This window comes from Edaphobacter paludis (assembly GCF_039993895.1).
Lineage (GTDB): Bacteria > Acidobacteriota > Terriglobia > Terriglobales > Acidobacteriaceae > Edaphobacter > Edaphobacter paludis.
Genome location: NZ_CP121194.1, coordinates 3718066 through 3736579, shown reverse-complemented (window position 1 = coordinate 3736579; position 18514 = coordinate 3718066). Strand labels below are relative to the sequence as shown.

General features: G+C 59.1%; 16 protein-coding genes. 8 read left to right on the top strand and 8 right to left on the bottom strand.

The features are described 5' to 3' along the window. Window positions 1-11: 11 nt before the first annotated feature. Window positions 12-3704 carry a transcription-repair coupling factor gene (mfd, locus tag P4G45_RS15535; RefSeq protein ID WP_348267386.1) on the bottom strand — a complete coding sequence of 1231 codons (3693 nt, stop codon included), beginning with the start codon at window positions 3702-3704 and terminating at the stop codon, window positions 12-14. A 66-nt stretch (window positions 3705-3770) separates the two neighbouring features. Beyond that, window positions 3771-4781: a zinc-dependent alcohol dehydrogenase family protein gene (locus P4G45_RS15530; protein WP_348269270.1), complete on the bottom strand. Its 1011-nt coding sequence runs from the start codon at window positions 4779-4781 to the stop codon at window positions 3771-3773. A 234-nt stretch (window positions 4782-5015) separates the two neighbouring features. On the opposite strand from P4G45_RS15530, the gene P4G45_RS15525 reads away from it, so the two are divergent. Continuing rightward, window positions 5016-5984: a substrate-binding domain-containing protein gene (locus tag P4G45_RS15525; protein ID WP_348267385.1), complete on the top strand. Its 969-nt coding sequence runs from the start codon at window positions 5016-5018 to the stop codon at window positions 5982-5984. A 45-nt stretch (window positions 5985-6029) separates the two neighbouring features. Here P4G45_RS15525 and P4G45_RS15520 read toward each other — a convergent pair whose 3' ends face one another. After that, the gene (locus P4G45_RS15520; RefSeq protein ID WP_348267384.1) at window positions 6030-6932 is read right to left on the bottom strand and encodes a formate/nitrite transporter family protein; all 903 of its coding nucleotides are present in this window, start codon (window positions 6930-6932) and stop codon (window positions 6030-6032) included. Window positions 6933-7015: 83 nt separating this feature from the next. On the opposite strand from P4G45_RS15520, the gene gatB reads away from it, so the two are divergent. The 3 genes from gatB (at window position 7016) to P4G45_RS15505 (ending at window position 10657) form a co-directional block, all read left to right on the top strand. Then, entirely contained in the window at window positions 7016-8494 is a 1479-nt protein-coding gene (gene gatB / locus P4G45_RS15515; protein ID WP_348267383.1) for an Asp-tRNA(Asn)/Glu-tRNA(Gln) amidotransferase subunit GatB, read from the top strand. Window positions 8495-8662: 168 nt separating this feature from the next. Beyond that, window positions 8663-10198, top strand: a complete 1536-nt coding sequence (locus tag P4G45_RS15510) for a hypothetical protein (protein WP_348267382.1) — start codon at window positions 8663-8665, stop codon at window positions 10196-10198. A gap of 78 nt (window positions 10199-10276) precedes the next feature. Continuing rightward, complete coding sequence (locus P4G45_RS15505; RefSeq protein WP_348267381.1) at window positions 10277-10657, top strand: DUF6496 domain-containing protein; 381 nt, start codon at window positions 10277-10279, stop codon at window positions 10655-10657. Window positions 10658-10693: 36 nt separating this feature from the next. Here P4G45_RS15505 and P4G45_RS15500 read toward each other — a convergent pair whose 3' ends face one another. From P4G45_RS15500 to P4G45_RS15480, 5 genes are all read right to left on the bottom strand, one after another. Then, window positions 10694-11053, bottom strand: a complete 360-nt coding sequence (locus P4G45_RS15500) for a zinc ribbon domain-containing protein (RefSeq protein ID WP_348267380.1) — start codon at window positions 11051-11053, stop codon at window positions 10694-10696. A gap of 64 nt (window positions 11054-11117) precedes the next feature. Further along, entirely contained in the window at window positions 11118-11426 is a 309-nt protein-coding gene (locus tag P4G45_RS15495; protein ID WP_348267379.1) for a hypothetical protein, read from the bottom strand. Further along, a complete protein-coding gene (locus P4G45_RS15490) occupies window positions 11419-11700 on the bottom strand; it encodes a BrnT family toxin (RefSeq protein ID WP_348267378.1) in 282 nt (93 codons plus the stop codon). Before P4G45_RS15490 ends, P4G45_RS15495 begins: the two co-directional genes overlap by 8 nt. An 86-nt stretch (window positions 11701-11786) precedes the next feature. Then, a complete protein-coding gene (locus tag P4G45_RS15485; RefSeq protein ID WP_348267377.1) occupies window positions 11787-13391 on the bottom strand; it encodes a hypothetical protein in 1605 nt (534 codons plus the stop codon). 8 nt (window positions 13392-13399) lie between these two features. Beyond that, window positions 13400-13933, bottom strand: a complete 534-nt coding sequence (locus P4G45_RS15480; protein WP_348267376.1) for a YfiT family bacillithiol transferase — start codon at window positions 13931-13933, stop codon at window positions 13400-13402. Between the two features lie 121 nt (window positions 13934-14054). Here P4G45_RS15480 and P4G45_RS15475 point away from each other — a divergent pair, with 121 nt between their 5' ends. The 4 genes from P4G45_RS15475 (at window position 14055) to P4G45_RS15460 (ending at window position 18387) form a co-directional block, all read left to right on the top strand. After that, the gene (locus P4G45_RS15475; protein ID WP_348267375.1) at window positions 14055-14909 is read left to right on the top strand and encodes a glycoside hydrolase domain-containing protein; all 855 of its coding nucleotides are present in this window, start codon (window positions 14055-14057) and stop codon (window positions 14907-14909) included. 173 nt (window positions 14910-15082) lie between these two features. After that, a complete protein-coding gene (tldD, locus tag P4G45_RS15470; RefSeq protein ID WP_348269269.1) occupies window positions 15083-16525 on the top strand; it encodes a metalloprotease TldD in 1443 nt (480 codons plus the stop codon). A gap of 69 nt (window positions 16526-16594) precedes the next feature. Next, window positions 16595-16903: a hypothetical protein gene (locus P4G45_RS15465; RefSeq protein ID WP_348267374.1), complete on the top strand. Its 309-nt coding sequence runs from the start codon at window positions 16595-16597 to the stop codon at window positions 16901-16903. Between the two features lie 104 nt (window positions 16904-17007). After that, window positions 17008-18387 (top strand): TldD/PmbA family protein, encoded by a 1380-nt coding sequence (locus P4G45_RS15460; protein ID WP_348267373.1) that lies wholly within the window; start codon window positions 17008-17010, stop codon window positions 18385-18387. The last annotated feature ends 127 nt before the right edge of the window (window positions 18388-18514 follow it).

Here is an 18514-nt window from a genome sequence, read left to right as displayed (position 1 = left end):
CCGCGGTCGTGCTAATGGGCATCGAGCGCATCCAGCAGCGCACGGGTTTCGGCGATTACCTCTTCGGCTTTGGCACTGGTGAGCGGCCAGCGCAGGATGCCCTGCGGCGTGAACTGCGCTCCGCGTTTGGTGTTGCGGCTGACGAGCTTCATCAGCACTCCCGGATCGACGCTGCGTTCTCGCGCTGGAGCCACGCCCGGAGCCGTCGCAGGCGCTCCCCCCGATAGCCGCTCTGCAAACTTCAAATGCAGCATCTCAACAAATGTTTTGGTCTTGCCCTGTTCGATCTGAGTGCGTTTGCGGTCGAGTTGGGCGATGCCAAGCTGCTCGCATTGCAAGCGGATCTCACCTGCTGCGAGTAAATTGAGCACAGTCTCCGGTGGCGTGCCGTAGCGGTCCTGCAACTCGGCGCGAACATCCGCGAGCGTGGCATAGTCTTCCGCTCCGGCAATGCGTTTGTACATGCGCAGCCGCTGATTCTCTTCAGGAATGTAATCGCTGTCGATGCGCACGCTGATGCCGAGATTGATGACCGTATTGGCATGGGCAGGCTTGTCTTCCTCGCCCTTCATCTTGCGCACAGCCTCTTCGAGCATGGTGGTGTACATCTCGAAGCCGATGGCCTCGATGTGGCCGGACTGCTCGCCGCCGAGCATGTTGCCTGCGCCGCGCAGCTCAAGGTCGAGCGCGGCGATCTTGAAGCCTGCGCCAAGGTCCGAGAACTCTTTCAATGCCGCCAGCCTGCGCCGGGATATCTCGGTAAGCTCCTTCTCGGGCGGGATGAGCAGGTACGAGTACGCGCGGCGATTGCTACGGCCGACACGGCCCCGTAGCTGATATAGCTCGCTTAAGCCATGCCGGTCGGCGCGATTAATGATGATGGTGTTGGCGAGTGGAATGTCGAGGCCGTTCTCAATAATGCTGGTGGCAAGAAGCACGTCGTACTCATGGTTCATGAAGGCAAGCATCACGCGCTCCAGCTCTGCCTCGGGAAGCTGCCCATGGCCGATGACGACGCGGGCCTGCGGCACCAGCTCACGAATCTTCGCCGCCAGTTCGTAGATCGATTCAACGCGATTGTGGACGAAGTAAGTCTGGCCGCCGCGCTCCAGTTCCATCTCGATGGCGGTGCGCACAAGCTTCTCGTCGAACTTGGCGACGATGGTCTGGATGGCCATGCGGTCTTTAGGCGGCGTCTCAATGACGCTCATATCGCGCAGCCCGATCAGTGACATATGCAGCGTGCGCGGAATCGGCGTAGCCGACATGGCCAGCACGTCGATAGCAGTTCGCATCTGCTTGAGGCGCTCCTTATGGCGAACACCGAAACGCTGCTCTTCGTCGACAATCAGCAGGCCGAGGTCCTGAAACTTCAGGTCCTTCGACAGAATGCGATGCGTGCCGATGAGAATGTCGACCTTCCCCTGCTCGACCTTTTCGAGAATTATTTTCTGTTCCTTCGGTGTGCGAAAGCGCGAAATCATCTCGATGTTGACAGGGAAGTTGGCAAAGCGCCGCTTGAACGTCTCGTAGTGCTGGAAGCTGAGCACGGTCGTCGGAGTCAGCACGGCAACCTGCTTCGAGTCCTGGACCGCCTTGAACGCCGCGCGCATGGCGACCTCGGTCTTGCCGTAGCCAACGTCGCCGCAGAGCAGGCGGTCCATCGGCTGCGTCGATTCCATATCGCGCTTGATATCGGCGATGGCGTTGAGCTGATCGTCGGTCTCGTTGAAGTCGAATGCGTCCTCGAACTCCCGCTGCATGTTCGTATCAGGAGAAAACGGAGTGCCCTGAATGGACTCGCGCTGGGCATAGAGTTTCAGCAACTCGGCGGCCATGTCGGCCATTGCTTTTTTGACGCGGGCCTTGGTCTTTTGCCAGCCCTGCGTGCCCAGCTTGTTAAGCTGCGGAGCAGGACCGGTGTCGGTGCTGCGGTACTTCTGAATCAGATCGAGCCGTGTGAGCGGAACGTAGAGTTTCGCCTCGTCGGCAAACTCGAGAATCATCAGCTCCAGCGGAGGCGCATCGTTTTCTTCGATAACACGCAAGCCGCAATACTGAGCGATACCGTGCTCGACGTGGACCACATAGTCGCCAACAGCAAGATCGCGAAAATCAGAGATGAAGGCAGCAGTCTTCGATTTGCCACGCCGTACCGTCCGCACCGTCACGTCGGCGTCGTCCGAGAGATCCTGTGCGCCAAAGATGACAACCTGTCGCGCAGTCGTCCGATCAAGATCGAGTATCTGCACTCCCGCCGCGATGGTGGTCTTCACGATGACCGGAGTGCGCAGGTCTCCCGCCAGATAACTCGACTCGGAGTAAACAGTGGAGCTGCCATGCTGCTCGGTGCGCGAGCCCAGGCGGTAGGGAACCTGATACTCCTGCAAAAGTCCTGCGAGACGTTCTACCTCGCCCTGATTGGGCGCGGTCAGCAAAATGCGCGCGTCCTGCTTCATCAATAAATTAAGCTGATCGATGAGCGCCGGAATGCTGCCGTGGAAACGCTGCGTGGGCCGGGTAGCGAAGTCCACCTCGGAGAGGTCGCTGCGGTCGGCATCGAGGATATCCACCAGGCCGAGCTGGTCGAGTTCGCAGCCGCAGAATTTATGCAGCCGGTCGTCCAGGTCCCACGGCGAGAGATAAATGTCCTCGGGGCGAATCAGGTTGCCGATGCCGGAGCGATCGTGCCGCTGCTCGACTTTGTTCCACCAGCGCTCACCCTGATTTTTAACCATCGCAGGCTCTTCGATAAAGACCCGCGGCGTAGGTCCGCTGGCGTTCAGGAGATCGAGCAGAGTATGTGTAGCTCCGGCGACTGGCGCAAAAAATTCCCAACCCGGAAAGACAGTGGCCTCGCCGGTGCGCGTGGCGACGTGAGTCTGAAGTTCGACAGGCTCTTCCCCGCCTTCAAGGTTCGCACCGGCGAGTCCGCTGCGAGTGAGCCTTGCGTTGATGGCGGTAAGAATTTTCTCAGTGACCGGAATTTCGGTGAGCGGCAGCAGCAGTGCCTCATCGAGCGGGCTGCTGCTGCGCTGTGTCTCAGGGTCGAACTTGCGAATGGACTCAATCTCGTCGCCGAAGAAGTCGATGCGCACCGGGCGGTCCATCTCGGGCGAGTAAACATCGATGATGCCGCCGCGCAGCGTGACCTGTCCCGGCATCTCGACCACATCGACGCGGCTATAGCCGACCGACAGAAGATGCTCGATCAGCATGTCGGGCATGTACTCTTCGCCGACTTTCAGATACAACGCAAGCGCCTTGTAGAAGTCGCGGGCAAAGAGCTTCATGCAGGCGGCTTCGACCGGTGCGATGACCAGCCGCGCCGTTCCTGTGGCAATCTTCCAAAGCGTAGCGGCGCGCGTCTCCTGAATCTCGGGATGTGGCGAAAGATTCTCAAATGGCAGAACATCATGGGCCGGGAGCCGGAGAACATGGCTCGGATCCAGCGCTGCGGTCAACTCGCAGGCTGAGAGCACCGCTGCATGAAGTGTCTCCGCAGCTTTATTATCCGAGACGATAATCACGCAGGGAGCATTGGCTGCGCGGACGAACAGTGGCAGATAGAGTGCGCGCGCCGTAGCCGTCAGGCCAGACACACGTCGGCGCCCCGTGCCTCCGCCCAGGTGGCGGCGTACACGCTCAAAAGCCTCAGAGTGTTCAAGGTCCGCAAGCAGTTCGCGGACGAAAGGCAAAACCATGCTGGTTCGATTCTAGCGGACAAACCGCCAGAGCCTGAATCGCGGGCTCCGGCGGTTTGCGACAGATCAGACAGTAACGACGATCTTGCCGATCTGCGCGTTGGACTCCATGTAGCGGTGGGCGGCGACTATTTCGCTAAGAGGAAAGACCTTGTCGATACGCGGTTTGAAGTCTCCCGCCGCGATGTGATCGAAGATATACTGCTTGGCCCTGGGAAAGGCTTCGGGGTTGGTGATGACCTCGAACAGTGTGTATCCCTTGATGGTCAGACCGCGGCCCAGGGCAGTAAACAGCGGGTAAGGTGTCGGCTTCGGATCAAGGCCTCCATACTCGAAGATGGTTCCGCCGATGGCGGTGATTTTAGCGAGAACCTCCAGTCCTGGCCCGGCAACAGGATCGAAGACAATGCGCGCGCCTTTGCCGCCGGTGATCTCATTCACGCGCGTGACAAGATCTTCTTCGCCGGTGACGATGACGTGGTCCGCGCCGAGCGCGAGCAACTCGGCTTTCTTGGCTGCGGTGCGGGTGGCAGCGATGCTGATGGCGCCTTCGGCCTTCACTATTTCAATAGCGGCGAGGCCAACGCTGCTGCTGGCCGCAGTGAGCAGAACGAAGTCGCCGCGAGTGATTCTGCCGAAGTGGACGAGCGCGCCATAGGCGGTGATGTACTGCATCCAGATCGAGGTCCCTTCCTCATAGGAGAGCGTGGAGGGATACTCGGCGAGTGCGGCCGCGGGAACGATGGCGACCTCACCATAGACGCCGTATCGGGTAAGTTCGAAAGAGGGAACGGTGCTGGCGGTCTTGTTCAGCCACGCGCGATCGACGCCTGCACCGATGGCTTCGACAACGCCGGAAGCCTCGTAGCCTAGTTTGGCGGGGAGCTTTGGCTCGTAGAGATATTGGCCCTTCCGGTACATCACCTCGGCGCGGTTCAGTCCGATGGCTTTGACGCGGAGACGGACCTCGCCTTCACCGGGTTCAGGTACGGCGAGCTCATCAAGCTGGAGAACTTCAGCTCCCCCGGTCTGATGGAACCGGACGATCTTTGCGGTCTTGCCGATTTCTGCGGACATCAATGCCTCCTGTGTGGCGATTGGATTCACGTCGCTGGAAGAAAGTTTCATACCCTGCACGTCCTCCGGAAAAATTGTAGAACGGGTGTTTTCAGGTGTTGTGCTATTGGAGTACTATCTTGCACCCACAGGCAAGACAGCCTGCGGTGTGCATGACTTAAAGGGTCCCGCGATGCTTTGGACAACCGATGTTTCCGGAGGAAGAGCATGGATACTTGGGGGAAGCGGATTTTTTTGGCACTTTTCGTGGCGGCATTTCCTCTGCTTACGGGATGCACCAGGCACAGCAAGAAGGAGCATTACTACCTGGTAGCAACCAACATCAACCTGCCCTACTGGAAGACGGCGGCAGACGGGTTTCAGGCGGCCGCGCTTCAATATGGTGTTACAGCCGAGGTCTGGGGGCCAACCACGTTCGATCCTCAAGACGAGGTAACTGAATTTCACACGGTGGCGGCCCGAAAGCCCGCGGGGATACTGGTCTCCGTCGCCAATGCGGCCTTAATGCAACCTGAGATCGATGCGGCGATTACCGCAGGAATCCCAGTGATCACTGTCGATTCGGACGCGCCCGCCAGCCACCGGCTGTACTTTATCGGGACCAACAATCTGGAGGCTGGCCGCTTGGGCGGTGCGCGGGTCACGGCACAACTAAACGGCAAAGGGAATGTGGTCTTCTTCACCATCGCCGACCAGCCGAACCTCGAAGAGCGGCTGAAGGGCTACAAAGATGTGTTCGCAAGCTCTCCCGGAATCAAGATTGTCGACGTCTTCGACATGAAGGGCAACTCCGGCCTGGCCATGGACAAGGCGCAGGAATACCTCGCCAAGACAGGCAAAGACAAGATTGACGCGATGATCTGCCTGGAGGCTTCGGCAGGCAAAGACGTCGGTGAGGCCTACAAGCGGGCCAACGCAAAAGATCGCCTGCTGGTCGCGATGGACGTGGACAGCGCTACGCTGGACTTGGTGAAGGATGGAACGATCGACTCGACCATCTCCCAGAAGCCCTACACGATGGCCTTTCTCGGATTGAAAGGGCTGGACGACGTTCACCACTATCCAGTCAAGCCGCTGACCGGAGACTATTGGCTAGACCCCTTCTCTCCCTTTCCGGCGTTCATCGACACGGGAGTATCGCTTATCGATAAAACCAACGTGGACACTCTTGTAGACAGGACCAAAAAGATGGGGTCCCAGTAGGCGGCACGTCGATCAATTGCAGGACATAAATCAGGACGTCACGAATTATTTCGTCACCGATGTGGATGTGGGAGCCTCTGGTTCGGGTGGAAGCGCCTCGGACTCGGCATCTTTGCCATAGATTACCTGGCCATATTCGAGCAGCGTCACCATGCCCACGCCGCCGCAGATATTGCCCGCCACCGCCAGTCCAAGCCAGCTCAGAAAAGCGGTCAAAGACGCGTGCCCGGTGAGCACAGCGGTAAGAATCTCGCCGCTGGCCGCGATGCAGTGAGCGAAGTTGCCGAGACCAACCACAAAGGCCAGCATCCAGATAATCATCACCGAGCCGGTGATCGAGTGCGATCCGGAGACCAGCCACGCTACGGTGGCGATGATCCAGCCGCCCATTACGCCGCTCCAGAAGATGGTCTGCGCCGGATGGTGCAGCGCTTCAACGCCTAGCTGAGCCAATGCGCTGACCATATCGGCACGAAGCGCGCCCGTAAGCCCGGCGATGGCGGCGAAGGCCAATGCTCCCAACACGTTTGAGGGAAGCACCACGCCCCAGAGCCGCATCGTCTTCCAGAAGTGCTTCTTCTCAGCCAGCACAAGAGCGACGGGGTAGAGAGTGTTTTCTGTAAAAAGCTGCGAGCGCCCGAGGATCACCACGATGAACCCCAGCGGGTAAAACATCTTCGCTATAAACAGCGTGGCATTCGTCGGTGCGGCGCCCGGAGTAGTCAGCAGCGCGATGACGATCGCATTCCCAAGTCCCGACAGCCCCATGAAGATGCCGCCCGCCAGCCCGGAGATGGCAAGCGCCACGCTGGAGCGGCCCAGTTCCTGGCGCGCATTGTTCGCCACCTGCTCGTAGATGTCCTGCGCGCTGGGCCGCTCGAGGTTCTTTTGCGCTTCATTGGGAGCGGCTGCAGGTTCAGGCTGGTGAGGGCGTAAGCGAAAGGGCATAGGCGTCCTTGGTTGTGGAGAGTTGCACTGTGAGATGCAAAAATGCCGGACGCTGCGACCTGCTTGTTAGAATCAACTTGATTATGCCTACCGCCACCGCACTTTCGCCAGAGATTCTCGCCAAGTATCAGCCCGTCATCGGGCTGGAGGTCCACGTTCAGCTTCTGACCGCCTCGAAGGCCTTCTGCGGCTGCGTGAATCAATATGGCGGCGACCCCAATGCTCACGTCTGCCCCACCTGCCTGGGGCTCCCCGGTGCGCTTCCGGTGCTTAATCGCAAGGCGGTAGAGTTCGCCGTGCTCGCAGCCAAGGCGATCAACTGCGAGATTCGCGAGACCAGCATCTTCTCGCGAAAGAACTACTTCTATCCTGATTCTCCAAAGGGCTACCAGATCTCACAGTTCGACAAGCCTATCGCCGAACATGGCTGGATCGATGTTCCCGATGCGAGCGGCGCGTCGAAGCGCATCGGCGTGACCCGCCTGCACATGGAAGAGGATGCCGGAAAGAGCGTGCATGACGGCTTCGCCGATTCAGTGTCGAAGACCTACATCGACCTGAACCGCTGCGGTACGCCGCTGGTGGAAATCGTCAGCGAGCCCGACCTGCGCACCGCCGACGAGGTCTTCGAGTACCTGACGAAGCTGAAGGAGATTCTCCTCTACACCGGCGTGAGCGACTGCAACATGGAAGAAGGCTCGCTCCGCTGCGATGCGAACGTGAGCGTCATGCTCAAGGGCGCGAAGGAGTTCGGCACCAAGGCCGAGGTCAAGAACGTCAACAGCTTCCGCTACATTCGCGCGGCGGTGGAGTACGAGATCGAGCGCCAGATCGGCGTGATCGAAGACGGCGGCCGCGTCGTGCAGGAGTCGCGCCTCTGGAACAGCGCCGAAGGTCGAACGTTCTCGATGCGCTCGAAGGAGCAGGCCCACGACTACCGTTACTTTCCTGAGCCGGACCTGCCGCCGCTGGTCGTAGGCGCAGAGTGGCAAGCCGAAATTCTGAAGTCCCTGCCGGAGCTGCCCGAGGCCCGCCGCGCGCGCATGATCGCCGAGTACGAGATCAGCGATCAGGATGCCGCAACCCTCACCGCAACCCGCGCCTTCGCCGACCGGTTCGAGACAGCAGCAAAGAAAGCGAAGAGCCCCAAGCGCGTAGCGGCTCTGCTGACCAGCGAGCTGACTATGCGCCTCCGTCTAGCCAACCTCGAACTCGATCAGTCTCCCGTCTCCATGGACGGAGTTGTCATGGCGGCCGATCTCGCTGAGTCAGGTGAACTGTCGAGCAAGATGCTTAAGCAGCTTCTCGATACCTGCTTTGAAAAGAACGAAGACTTCGCCGCCGTCTATGACCGCGAGAAGCCGCAGCAGATCTCCGACGCCTCGGCCATCGAAAAGATGATCGACGAGGTAATCGCCGCAAATCCCAAGCAGGTAGAGCAGTATCGCGGTGGCAAGAAGACAGTCTCTGCGTTCTTCGTTGGCCAGGTCATGCGCCTGTCTAAGGGACAAGCCAATCCCGTACTGCTCAATGAACTCGTCGTAAAGAAGCTCGACAGCTAGTGTTTGCACGTCGAAGGTGGAGAACCCTTCCACCAAATGCACTTCATCTCGCCGGACCAAACTATAACGTCATCTCGACCCAAGCGAAGTGCAGTGGAAAGACCTCTGTATTTCGCTTTCGTTTGACGGGAAATGCCTATATTAACAGTGAAAATTCTCTATGGGCAGATGCCTACACCTGTATATCCGAAGCTTAGCCGCATCTCCTGCGCCATCGTGCTGGCCGCATTGATCGGCTGTAGAAGCGACGCGCCCTATATCGTGCCGGAGGAGCCGATGCCAGCTAACACCGTGATGTTGTCGCAGATGATGCGGGAGCTTTCAGCGACGCCCGGCTTCACCGACGCGCTGCTGGCGGAGCTCGACAAAAACGGAAAGAAAGGCCCGGCTCTGATGACCCCGGCTCTGATGCATCGGCTGCGCGAGCTGATTCTGGGCAAGGACTGGCAGCGCCTCGACCGCTTCCCCGGCTGGACCATGCAGGAGATCAATCCCACGGTTCGTGTCGCCGGACACGTCGCAGGAAAAAGCGAAGCACTCGAAGGTTTGGCCGCGAGTCATCCCGGAACCCCGACGGGCAGCACACCGAAGGGCAGCATGTCGACCGCGCAGGCAAAGCCCTTCATCGATCTCGGCCCGTACTCGCTCGAGCATGCCGAGAAGATAAATCTGAATAAGCCATCGCAGTTGCCCGGCTTCCGCCGCAACGATCTGGTGACTGACCTCGGCACGGGCGTGGTTCGCGGAGACGACGCCAACCCGAAGCTCGCGCCGCTCCACTCCGAGAGCCAACGCATCGCCGATGTGCTCAACCGGCTAAGTCTCAACGCGCTCGACGGCGCGCCTACCGCGACCGCCCAGATTGCAGGAAAGCATTCCACCACGCCCGAGGCGCTGGTGCAGGCCCTGATGGATTCAGGACACACGGTGACGGTGTCTGACGCGCGCTACTTTGCGAACTTCGGCCACTTTCACTACAAGGGCCATGACGTAATGATGCCCTTCTGGGTAAGCTCCGAGATCAAAATTCCCGGCACCAAGCGAACACTGCTCGTGCCCGTAAGCCACGCCGAGTACGAGTGGCAGATTCGCGGGCCCAGGATCAACGCCAACATCAGTTGGTACTTCGGCATCGATGGCAAGGCCGAGTTTCGTACCATGGATACGCTCGACCAGTCCTGGGTGCTCGACCGCCACGCGCACGAATATCGCGGAGCCGATGCCGTCGAAGTAACCCGTCTGGTGGGCAGAATGTCCGTCGCATACATGCATCAACACAGTGCGCGACCCACGCTTCCCTTTGGCGGCTACTATGCACTGGGCGTCTGTCAGGATAGCGTCGCCGCGATTGAAAAGAAGATGACGGGCAAGGCGACGTTGTTTCCCAACACCGCCGATGGCGCGCTCTTCGACGATCCACGCGATGCAGAAGTCAACGCGCTGATCGAGGCAATCCCGAAGGACCGCAACGGAAGACCGCCCGAGCCGGAGAGGATCTTCGGATCACTGCCGACGACGAACATGGATGCCATCACAATCCCCGGTCTCACTGCTGATCTTGTCGCCGTGCAAACCGCATGGCACGACGGCACGCTCGAGCGCACACACTCGTGGACGCAGAAGATGACCGCAAGATTGGTAGGGGTATCCGCCGCGATACTCGCGATCGGAATTGTTGTGGTGCGCCGCAGGCGACCGAGATAGTCTGACTCCGAAAGTTGCATCACTCGTGATGCAACTTATCAAAGCGATTCGAGACTCCTACTACCAGGGAGAATTCTTATGGCAACGAAAAAGGCAGCTAAGAAATCGGCGACTAAAAAGTCAGCAGCGAAGAAAGCCCCCAGCAAGAAAACCGCTTCCAAGAAAACCGCAAGCAAGAAGACACCGAGCAAGAAGACTGCAAGTAAGAAGACCAGTACGAAAAAAGCTGCAACAAAAAAGAGTGCAAGCAAAAAGTCGTCCGCCAAAAAGAGCAGCTCCCGTCGGAAATATGGACCAGCAGCCGGCAAGAGCGTCGAGCGCGAGATGAAAGCCATGAAGCAGGGCAAGCTCAAGAGCGGCCGCAGCGGCAAGAAGGTCACGAACCCAAAACAGGCCATCGCCATCGGCTTGTCCGAAGCGCGCAAGTCCGGCGCAAAGGTTCCGAAGAAGAAGAGCTGAGCGGAAGTCCCGGGCTATTTCGTTTATAGCTTCGCGCTATTTACCATTGCTCCCCGATGCCGAAGAGGCCGGGGCCGACGATGCCGGTGCAGGCACAGCGGCTGCGGGGGCAGGGCTGCTTTTAGCCGCCGCGCCCGAATCAGAGGCTGGCTTGCTGGCGGAGTCAGATGACTTTCCATCCGAGCCGCCTTTGCTTTCGCCGTTCGATTTGGGCTTCGCGTTGCCGTAGCCATCGGCATACCATCCGCCACCCTTGAAGGAGACGGCAGGCGCGGAGATGACGCGCTCCAGATGCCCATTGCAGTAGGGGCAGACGGTGATCTCGGGATCGGAAAACTTCTGTATTTTCTCGGTGCGGCGATGGCAGGCAGTGCATTCGTATTCGTAGAGCGGCATTGCGCAGTCGTTTCCTATCTGTCCAGGTACAACTCTATTTTATAGCCTCGCTCCAGACCCATCGTCATCGGCCCGTGTGTGCTTCTTTGCCGAGCGCTTCGTGAATCAGCATCTTCAGGTAGGTCTGATAGCGCAATCCCTTCTTTTCCGCTTGAGCCTTCGCCAGCAACAGGTCATCCGGGTCAAGCCGAATCGTTGTGCTCTTCGCCGCTTGTCTCGCTGCCATCTCGCGCATCGCCGTCCCGTGGCCCAGCCGGCCTTCCCCTGCTGCACGTTTAAACTGTTGCAGGATGTACTCCGGGTTTTTGTCCCACCACTCAGCTTCCTCTTTTTCGCTACTGAATCGGGGGCGACCGATCTCTTTCTCAACCATGATGGTCTCTCCTCTCCGCAAAGAAGTAATCGCGCATATTTGGTGGGGCATCGTAAGCTGTAACAACTCGAAGAAGATCGTCTCGCCATGTCGTCACGATGATCAGTACTCGCATTCGCTTTGTTATACCGATCTGCATCAGCCGAACTTCATCCTCATGCTCTTGTTCGAGGACATCGATCGGATCGTCAAGAATGGCTTCTTCTGCTTCCTCCGGCTTAATTCCGTGCGCTGCAATGTGCGTCAAATTCCCTTGATCCCAATCGAATGCCATTCATCACCTGCCGCAAATTTTGTTTTTTGATTCTGTTTTGCTTCGACAGGTGAACTCCACCTCGGAATACTGTACATACATTGTAACTACTTTTCAAGTACGCTACTTCGCTTCCTCCAGACTGCCTTCACCTTCGCCCGCCATCGCTCATCGAGCGCCACCAGCGTCCACTCCACTCGTGGCGACAGATATCGCAGCACCACCTCCGTAGCCGGATGCACCCGCAGCGCAGGAGCCACGAGGTAAAGCTTCGGCGCCTCGGTGGACAATCGAATCCCGCCGAAGTATCCATGCCGCTGAAACTCCCCGAGCCCGGTCATCTGGTCGGGGTTTTGCAGATGATGCCAGCGCACGCGCACCCAATAATCCAGCCCCTGCAGCGCCAGATGCAGGTCTTCATCGGCCTTCAATTCAATGACTGCCAGCCGCCCCTCATCGGTCACGCCCAGCAGATCGAGCATCCCACGGTCTGCCGCCGCGAACGCCGGCACCTGGGTATAAACATGCGCCGCATTCAGATGCGCATCGAGGGGCCCGACGTCGCGCCGCAAGACGCTCTCCAGCCACCGTTCCGGCTGCATTCTGTATAGCGGATCGCGCTTATCCCCACCTGCCGCCCGCCGCGCAAACAGCCGCGCCACCAGACCTCGCAGTTCCTCTTCATTCTCGTTCGTCAGCGGAGTCTCATTGGCGCCCGCGCCGAATGTAATCTCCTGCTCCCGGTTGAAGGAGCTGCCCGCATATCCCATTCGCACTCGCGCAAACTCCAGACCATGCAGCAGGAAGGCCATCTCCGTTCCACTGCGAATCCTTTGCTCAACCATTTCACCCATCGACTCCGGCACCAGCGCCATCACACGTGCTGCCGAGTCACTGAACCGTTCCTGCGCCGCCGCTACATCCGGCGCGTGAATCAGCCGCGTCGTCAGATTGCCATGATCGGCTGCATCGCGCTGTTCCAGCTCCTCCGTGGCCTGATTCAGCTCCCAAAGCTCCCATTTAGCAGCGTCGGTATTGAGCCATGCCAACCGCGACAGGGTTACCAGGGATGTTCCACGTGGAACAATCAACATCAATCCGTGGTACAATCTTCGTCCGCTTCCAGATTCTCGACAGTGATGCAGCCATAAGATCCCCAACGTCAAAATTCCGTCGACGGTAGCCTGTGCCTCTTCTTCATTCACGGCGATGACGGCCCACGCCTTTTGCCCCTGCACCAACGAGCCTCGCGCATAGGCTGGCCCAAAGCTCTTTTCGAGGTCCATTGCGGTACGAAACCCCTCCGGCTGCAAGTCCTCGAAGTTCCGTTTTAGCACCCGCTCCAGCACCCGAAGATACTTCACCCGGGTCGCCTCGCGTGTCGAAGGCGTGCGCCGGTCCTTATCCGCTGCAAGCTCCAAAGTCTGTGGTTTGGTCTGCCCAAAGCGATGCGTGGTCAGTCGCAGCACGCCATTGCGCAACACCGTTCCGCTGACTCTGCGCACGAGATTGCGGTCTTCTCCCCAAAGGTGGAGAGTGCATCGGCCATGCTCAGTCGCCAGCGAATACTTCGCCTCGCGCATGTCGAAGAGCACCTTGCCATCTTCGAGCACGACGGTCTTCAGATGTTCGGCGAGAAAACCTTCCAGCGCGGCGGCAACCTGCTCTACTGTCTGTTCCGGCTCTGCGGTTGCCGCGCGCGACGCCTTCATGCCGACGTCTACCAGCCTTCCTTCGCCCGCAGATGCGTAATGTGTGCCACATGATGCATCGAGTGCCACGCATACAACAGCGTCATGACTTCGACCGTCATGGGGCCATTTTCCGGATGCCGGAATCCGCGTTGCCACTGCTCCTCGCCCAGCGATTGCAGCAGCATTACCCATCGCGCATGAAGGCTCTCCACCAGTTCGAGCGACCACTCCGTGGGGGCAGCATAGTCGCGCAACTTTGCCCAGGCATTTTGGTCATAAGGCTTTATCGTGGGCCAGTCCTCGGTCAGAGCCAGCCGCAGCCGGGTAAATGCGTTCATGTGGCTGTCCGCGACATGGTGTACCACCTGACGCACCAGCCATCCGCCTTCGCGATACGGGGTGCTCAGTTGCGCGGTATCGAGGCCGTCCACAGCGTTGCGCAACATCTCCGGCAACTCCGCGAGTGTCCTGATCGCGTCCAGCCGGTCATCCGGTGTGATGGCCGGCGGCTTCACAAATTTGCCAATCGGATATCTCGGATCAAGCTCACTCTGGGACATGCGACGCTCCTCCCGGTCTTCAAAACTCATGAATTGCAAGGTAGCATACGTCTTTGTATATCCTCAGTTAAGACTTCACGAAGACCGGCATTTGGGGATGCTGCCACTGTTGATTTTTTATATGCGACCTCTGATAAGTAATCTCGCTATCCTGGCCCTCGCTGCTCTCGTCGGAGCCCATACGCCCGCAGCCGCGCAGCCGCCGCGCGCGACGCATACTTATCTCGGCTTCGATCTCAACAACTACCCCGGTGATGAAGCTCTACCCACGCTGAGGCAGCACTTTGCCTTCGCCGGATACTGGCTCAACAATCCACCCGGCGAGCAGCAGAACCCGTGGCAAGGCAAGCGTGAAGCGCTCCTGCGTCAAGGCTTCGGTTTCCTTGTGCTCTTCAACGGACGGCTCGATGCGGAGATCGTGAAAGCGCAGAAGGCAGGCACAGCCCCTGCGGCTCTAGGAAAAAACGACGCCATTGCTGCTATTGCTGCGGCTCATCGCGAACGTTTCCCCAGCGGAGCCATCCTCTTCCTCGATCAGGAAGAAGGCGGTCGCCTGCTGGCGGAGCAGGCGGACTATCTCTTCGCCTGGACTGAGGCTGTGGCTCACTCGGGCTTCCGTCCTGGCGTCTACGCCAGCGGCCAGGCAGTCAACGAGGGCCATGGCCACACCATCACCACTGCTCAGGACATCCGCAGCCACGTCGCCACTCAGCATCTCCACGAGATAGCTCTCTGGGTTGCGCAGGATGCCTGCCCGCCATCGAACGGCTGCACCCTGCAACCCCCGCCGCTGGCAGCCAGCGGAACGCCGGAGGCCATGGTCTGGCAATATGCCCAGTCTCCCCGCCGCAACTCCATCACCGCAGCCTGCGCCCAGAGCTATGCTGCTGACGGTAATTGTCATGCTCCGGGCCTGCCCGGTCTCTTCATCGATCTCAACACCTCCGCTTCACCTGATCCATCGCACGGTCGTTGAAGGCCGCGAATCTGCGTGAAGTTTCGTTGGGAGAAAGTAGGGGCGGCAACGACAAATACAGGCATGCCACTGCGCAACGCCGGTCGAAATGATGCGCTTCGAAGCATCGTGGACGGGGCAGGATACTGCTCAATTTCCGGTGCGTTCTCCCGTGAAGCCTATAATGGAATATGATGACAACCCCCACTCCAGATCACAAGCGCTACTTCATCGAAAAGCTGGGCATCTCCGAACGCCTGATGGAACGCTGCCTGGGGGAGGCTCTCTCTGCGGGGGGAGAGTACGCAGACCTTTATTTTGAGTCAGTTACCTCAACATCTCTGGGCATAGACGAGTCGCTTGTCAAGTCCGCCAGCCAAGGCATTAGTGTAGGCTGCGGCATCCGAGTCCTCTCAGGCGAGCGCACCGGCTTCGCCTACACCGACGACCTTTCGAGCGAGCGTCTGCTTAAAGCTGCCCGCACCGCGGCCCTCATCGCCAGCGGCCCGGCAAAACAACTTGCGCACGGTTTCACGCACACCGAGACGCCTACGCTCTACCCTGTTGCCGGAGCCACCTCCGACGCGGAGATCTCCGAGAAGCTCAAGCTGATCCAGCGCGCCGACAAGGCCGCCCGCGCGTACGACTCGCGCATCGTCCAGGTCCGCGCCGGCTTCAACGACGAGCTGCGCCGCATCCTTGTTGCTGCCTCCGACGGCACCTTTGCCAGCGACACTCAGCCTCTTGCTCGTCTTAACGTCTTTGTGATCGCGAAAGATGGAGTTAATACCGCACGAGGTACCAGCGGTGGCGGAGGACGCGTCGCCCTTGATTTCTTTGAAGGCAAAAAGAGCCCCGAGTTTTTTGCCCGCGAGGCTGCCCGTACCGCGATGCTTCAGCTTGGAGCAGTGGACGCGCCCGCAGGCGAGATGGAAGTTGTTCTCGGTCCCGGCTGGCCCGGCGTTTTACTGCATGAAGCCGTAGGTCATGGACTCGAAGCCGACTTCAACCGCAAAGGAACATCCGCCTTTAGCGGTCTCATCGGCCAGCAGGTCGCGTCGTCTAAGGTGACGGTGGTCGATAACGGCACCATGCCGAACCGTCGCGGGTCTTTGAATGTAGATGACGAAGGCACGCCGACGCAGGAGAATGTGCTGATCGAAAACGGCATCCTCAAGGGGTACCTGACCGACAAGCTCAGCGCCCGGCTGATGGGCACGAAGAGCACAGGCAGCGGACGCCGCGAGAGCTATCAGGCGATCACCATGCCGCGCATGACCAACACCTACATGCTCAATGGCGACGACATGCCCGAGGACATCATCAAGAGCGTGAAGCGCGGTCTTTATGCGGTCAACTTCGGCGGCGGCCAGGTGGACATCACCAACGGCAAGTTCGTCTTCTCGGCCAGCGAAGCGTACCTCATCGAAGACGGCAAGGTAACGCAGCCGGTCAAAGGCGCGACGCTGATCGGCAACGGCCCCGAGGCACTGAAGTATGTGTCGATGGTCGGCAATGATCTTGCCCTGGATGAAGGTATCGGCACCTGCGGCAAGAATGGCCAAAGCGTCCCGGTCGGCGTAGGCATGCCCACCGTAAAGCTCGACCGCATGACGGTCGGCGGCACTGGCGGATAATTTTTCGGGCCCCAAACTCATGGAATCGAACCCATGCGCACCGCACCAGGCACTACATCGAGGTAAATCATGGCAGTCGAACGCGAAAAATTTTATGAGTGTGAAGTGAAGCGTCGGCGTGTAAAGGCCACCGGCGGCTACGAGCCGTTCTGGAAGGTAAAGATGATTGCCGATGCGCTGGTCGACAACGATACCGAGTTCCGCTGCAAGAGCTGCGGTGGTCCGTTGAAGGTGTTTCGTCGCAACATAGAGAATGCGCCGCCTCCGCACGTCGAGCACAAGCTGAAGAGCGACTCGGAATACTGCGCTGCCGGGATGCACTTCCTTAAGGCCACGGATGGCCGCGAGGCACGACCTTCGCAGTCTCCTGTGCATTAAGTTGAATGGGAGCAGACACGGGGCTTAACCAAACAGGGGGCCCCGCGTCCGATCTTCGGGCACGGGTTTTTCTGCGTCACCATAGCTACTAAAGGGACCCAACATTGCACGCTGAACAAATTGCTTCCGACCTGAAAGTCCTCGCCTCCCACGTTCTCGCCAAGGCCCTCAAAGCCGGGGCGACCGACGCTGAAGCTGTCGTCTACGAGGGCGACGAGTTCTCTGCGCTGGTACGTCTGGGGCAGGTCGAGACGCTGAAGGAATCGGGCTCGCGTGCCATTGGGCTGCGCGTCTTTGTTGGCCAGAGAACGGCGAGCACATCGTCGTCAGATTTCTCCGCAGAGTCCATTAAGCGGCTGGTTGATGGAGCCATCACGCTGGCGAAGATCACCAGCGAAGATCCATTTGCGGGACTGCCTGAGGCCGATGAATTCGGCCAGGTCGAGGGCGATCAGGGTCTTTATTTTGAAGACGTCAACGAGATGCCTCCGGCAGAGCGGATCGAGACAGCGCGCCGGGTTGAGGCCGCGGCGATGGATTATGACACCCGCATTCAGAACTCCGGCGGCGGCGACTTCGACACCGCGACCTCGCACAAGATTCTCGTCAACTCGCGGGGCTTCGTTGGCGAGTACCGCCGGTCGTACTGCGGCTTCTCGGCGATGCCCATCGCGGTCGATGAGAAGGGCGGGATGCAGCGGAATTACTGGTACTCGGCTGCGCGGACGACGCGCAAGCTCGAATCTCCGGAAGAGATCGGCCACGAGGCTGCTCGGCGGACTCTTGCCCGGCTCGGTGCGCGGCAGGTGAAGACGCAGAAGGCCCCTGTGGTGTTTTCGCCGGAGATTGCGCGGTCGATCATCGGCAATATCTTCGAGGCGGCGAATGGCGACTCCATCTATCGCAATGCCAGCTTCTTTTGCGATCAGCTTGGGCAGCAGGTTGCGGGGGAGAACATTACTGTCGTCGATGACGGCACCATGATCTTTGATGGTATCGGCGGCTTCGGAACATCTCCGTTTGATGGTGAGGGTTTGCCGACGCGGAGAACTGTCCTGATCGAAAACGGCATTCTGAAGAACTACGTTTTGAACACCTACACTGCCAGGAAGCTGGGCATGAAGTCCACCGGCAACGCCTCACGGGGGCTTGCGGGAAATCCGGGCATCGGTGCGGGGAACTTCTATCTCGAGCCCGGCACGCTGACTCCCGAGCAACTGATCGGCGATGTGAAGAACGGCCTTTACGTTACTGAGACCATGGGATTCGGCGTGAACCTTGTCACTGGCGACTACTCGCAGGGGGCGAGTGGCATGTGGATTGAGAACGGCGAGCTGGCTTATCCGGTTGAGGAGATTACCATCGCGGGCAATCTCAAGGACATGTACAAGAACATCGTTGCAATTGGCAACGACCTTGTCTTCCGCGGATCGAGTGCTGCGCCGACCATTCGCATCGAAGGCATGACCATCGCTGGAGCCTAACTTATTTCTTGACCTTCGCCTATAGAGCTACCGGTGATACTCCGTTCGAGAGGGTCGCCCCCCTAAATGTATCTCGGAGTAAGTATTTTGATTCAATACTTTGCTTTCGTCGGAATGGATCGAAAAT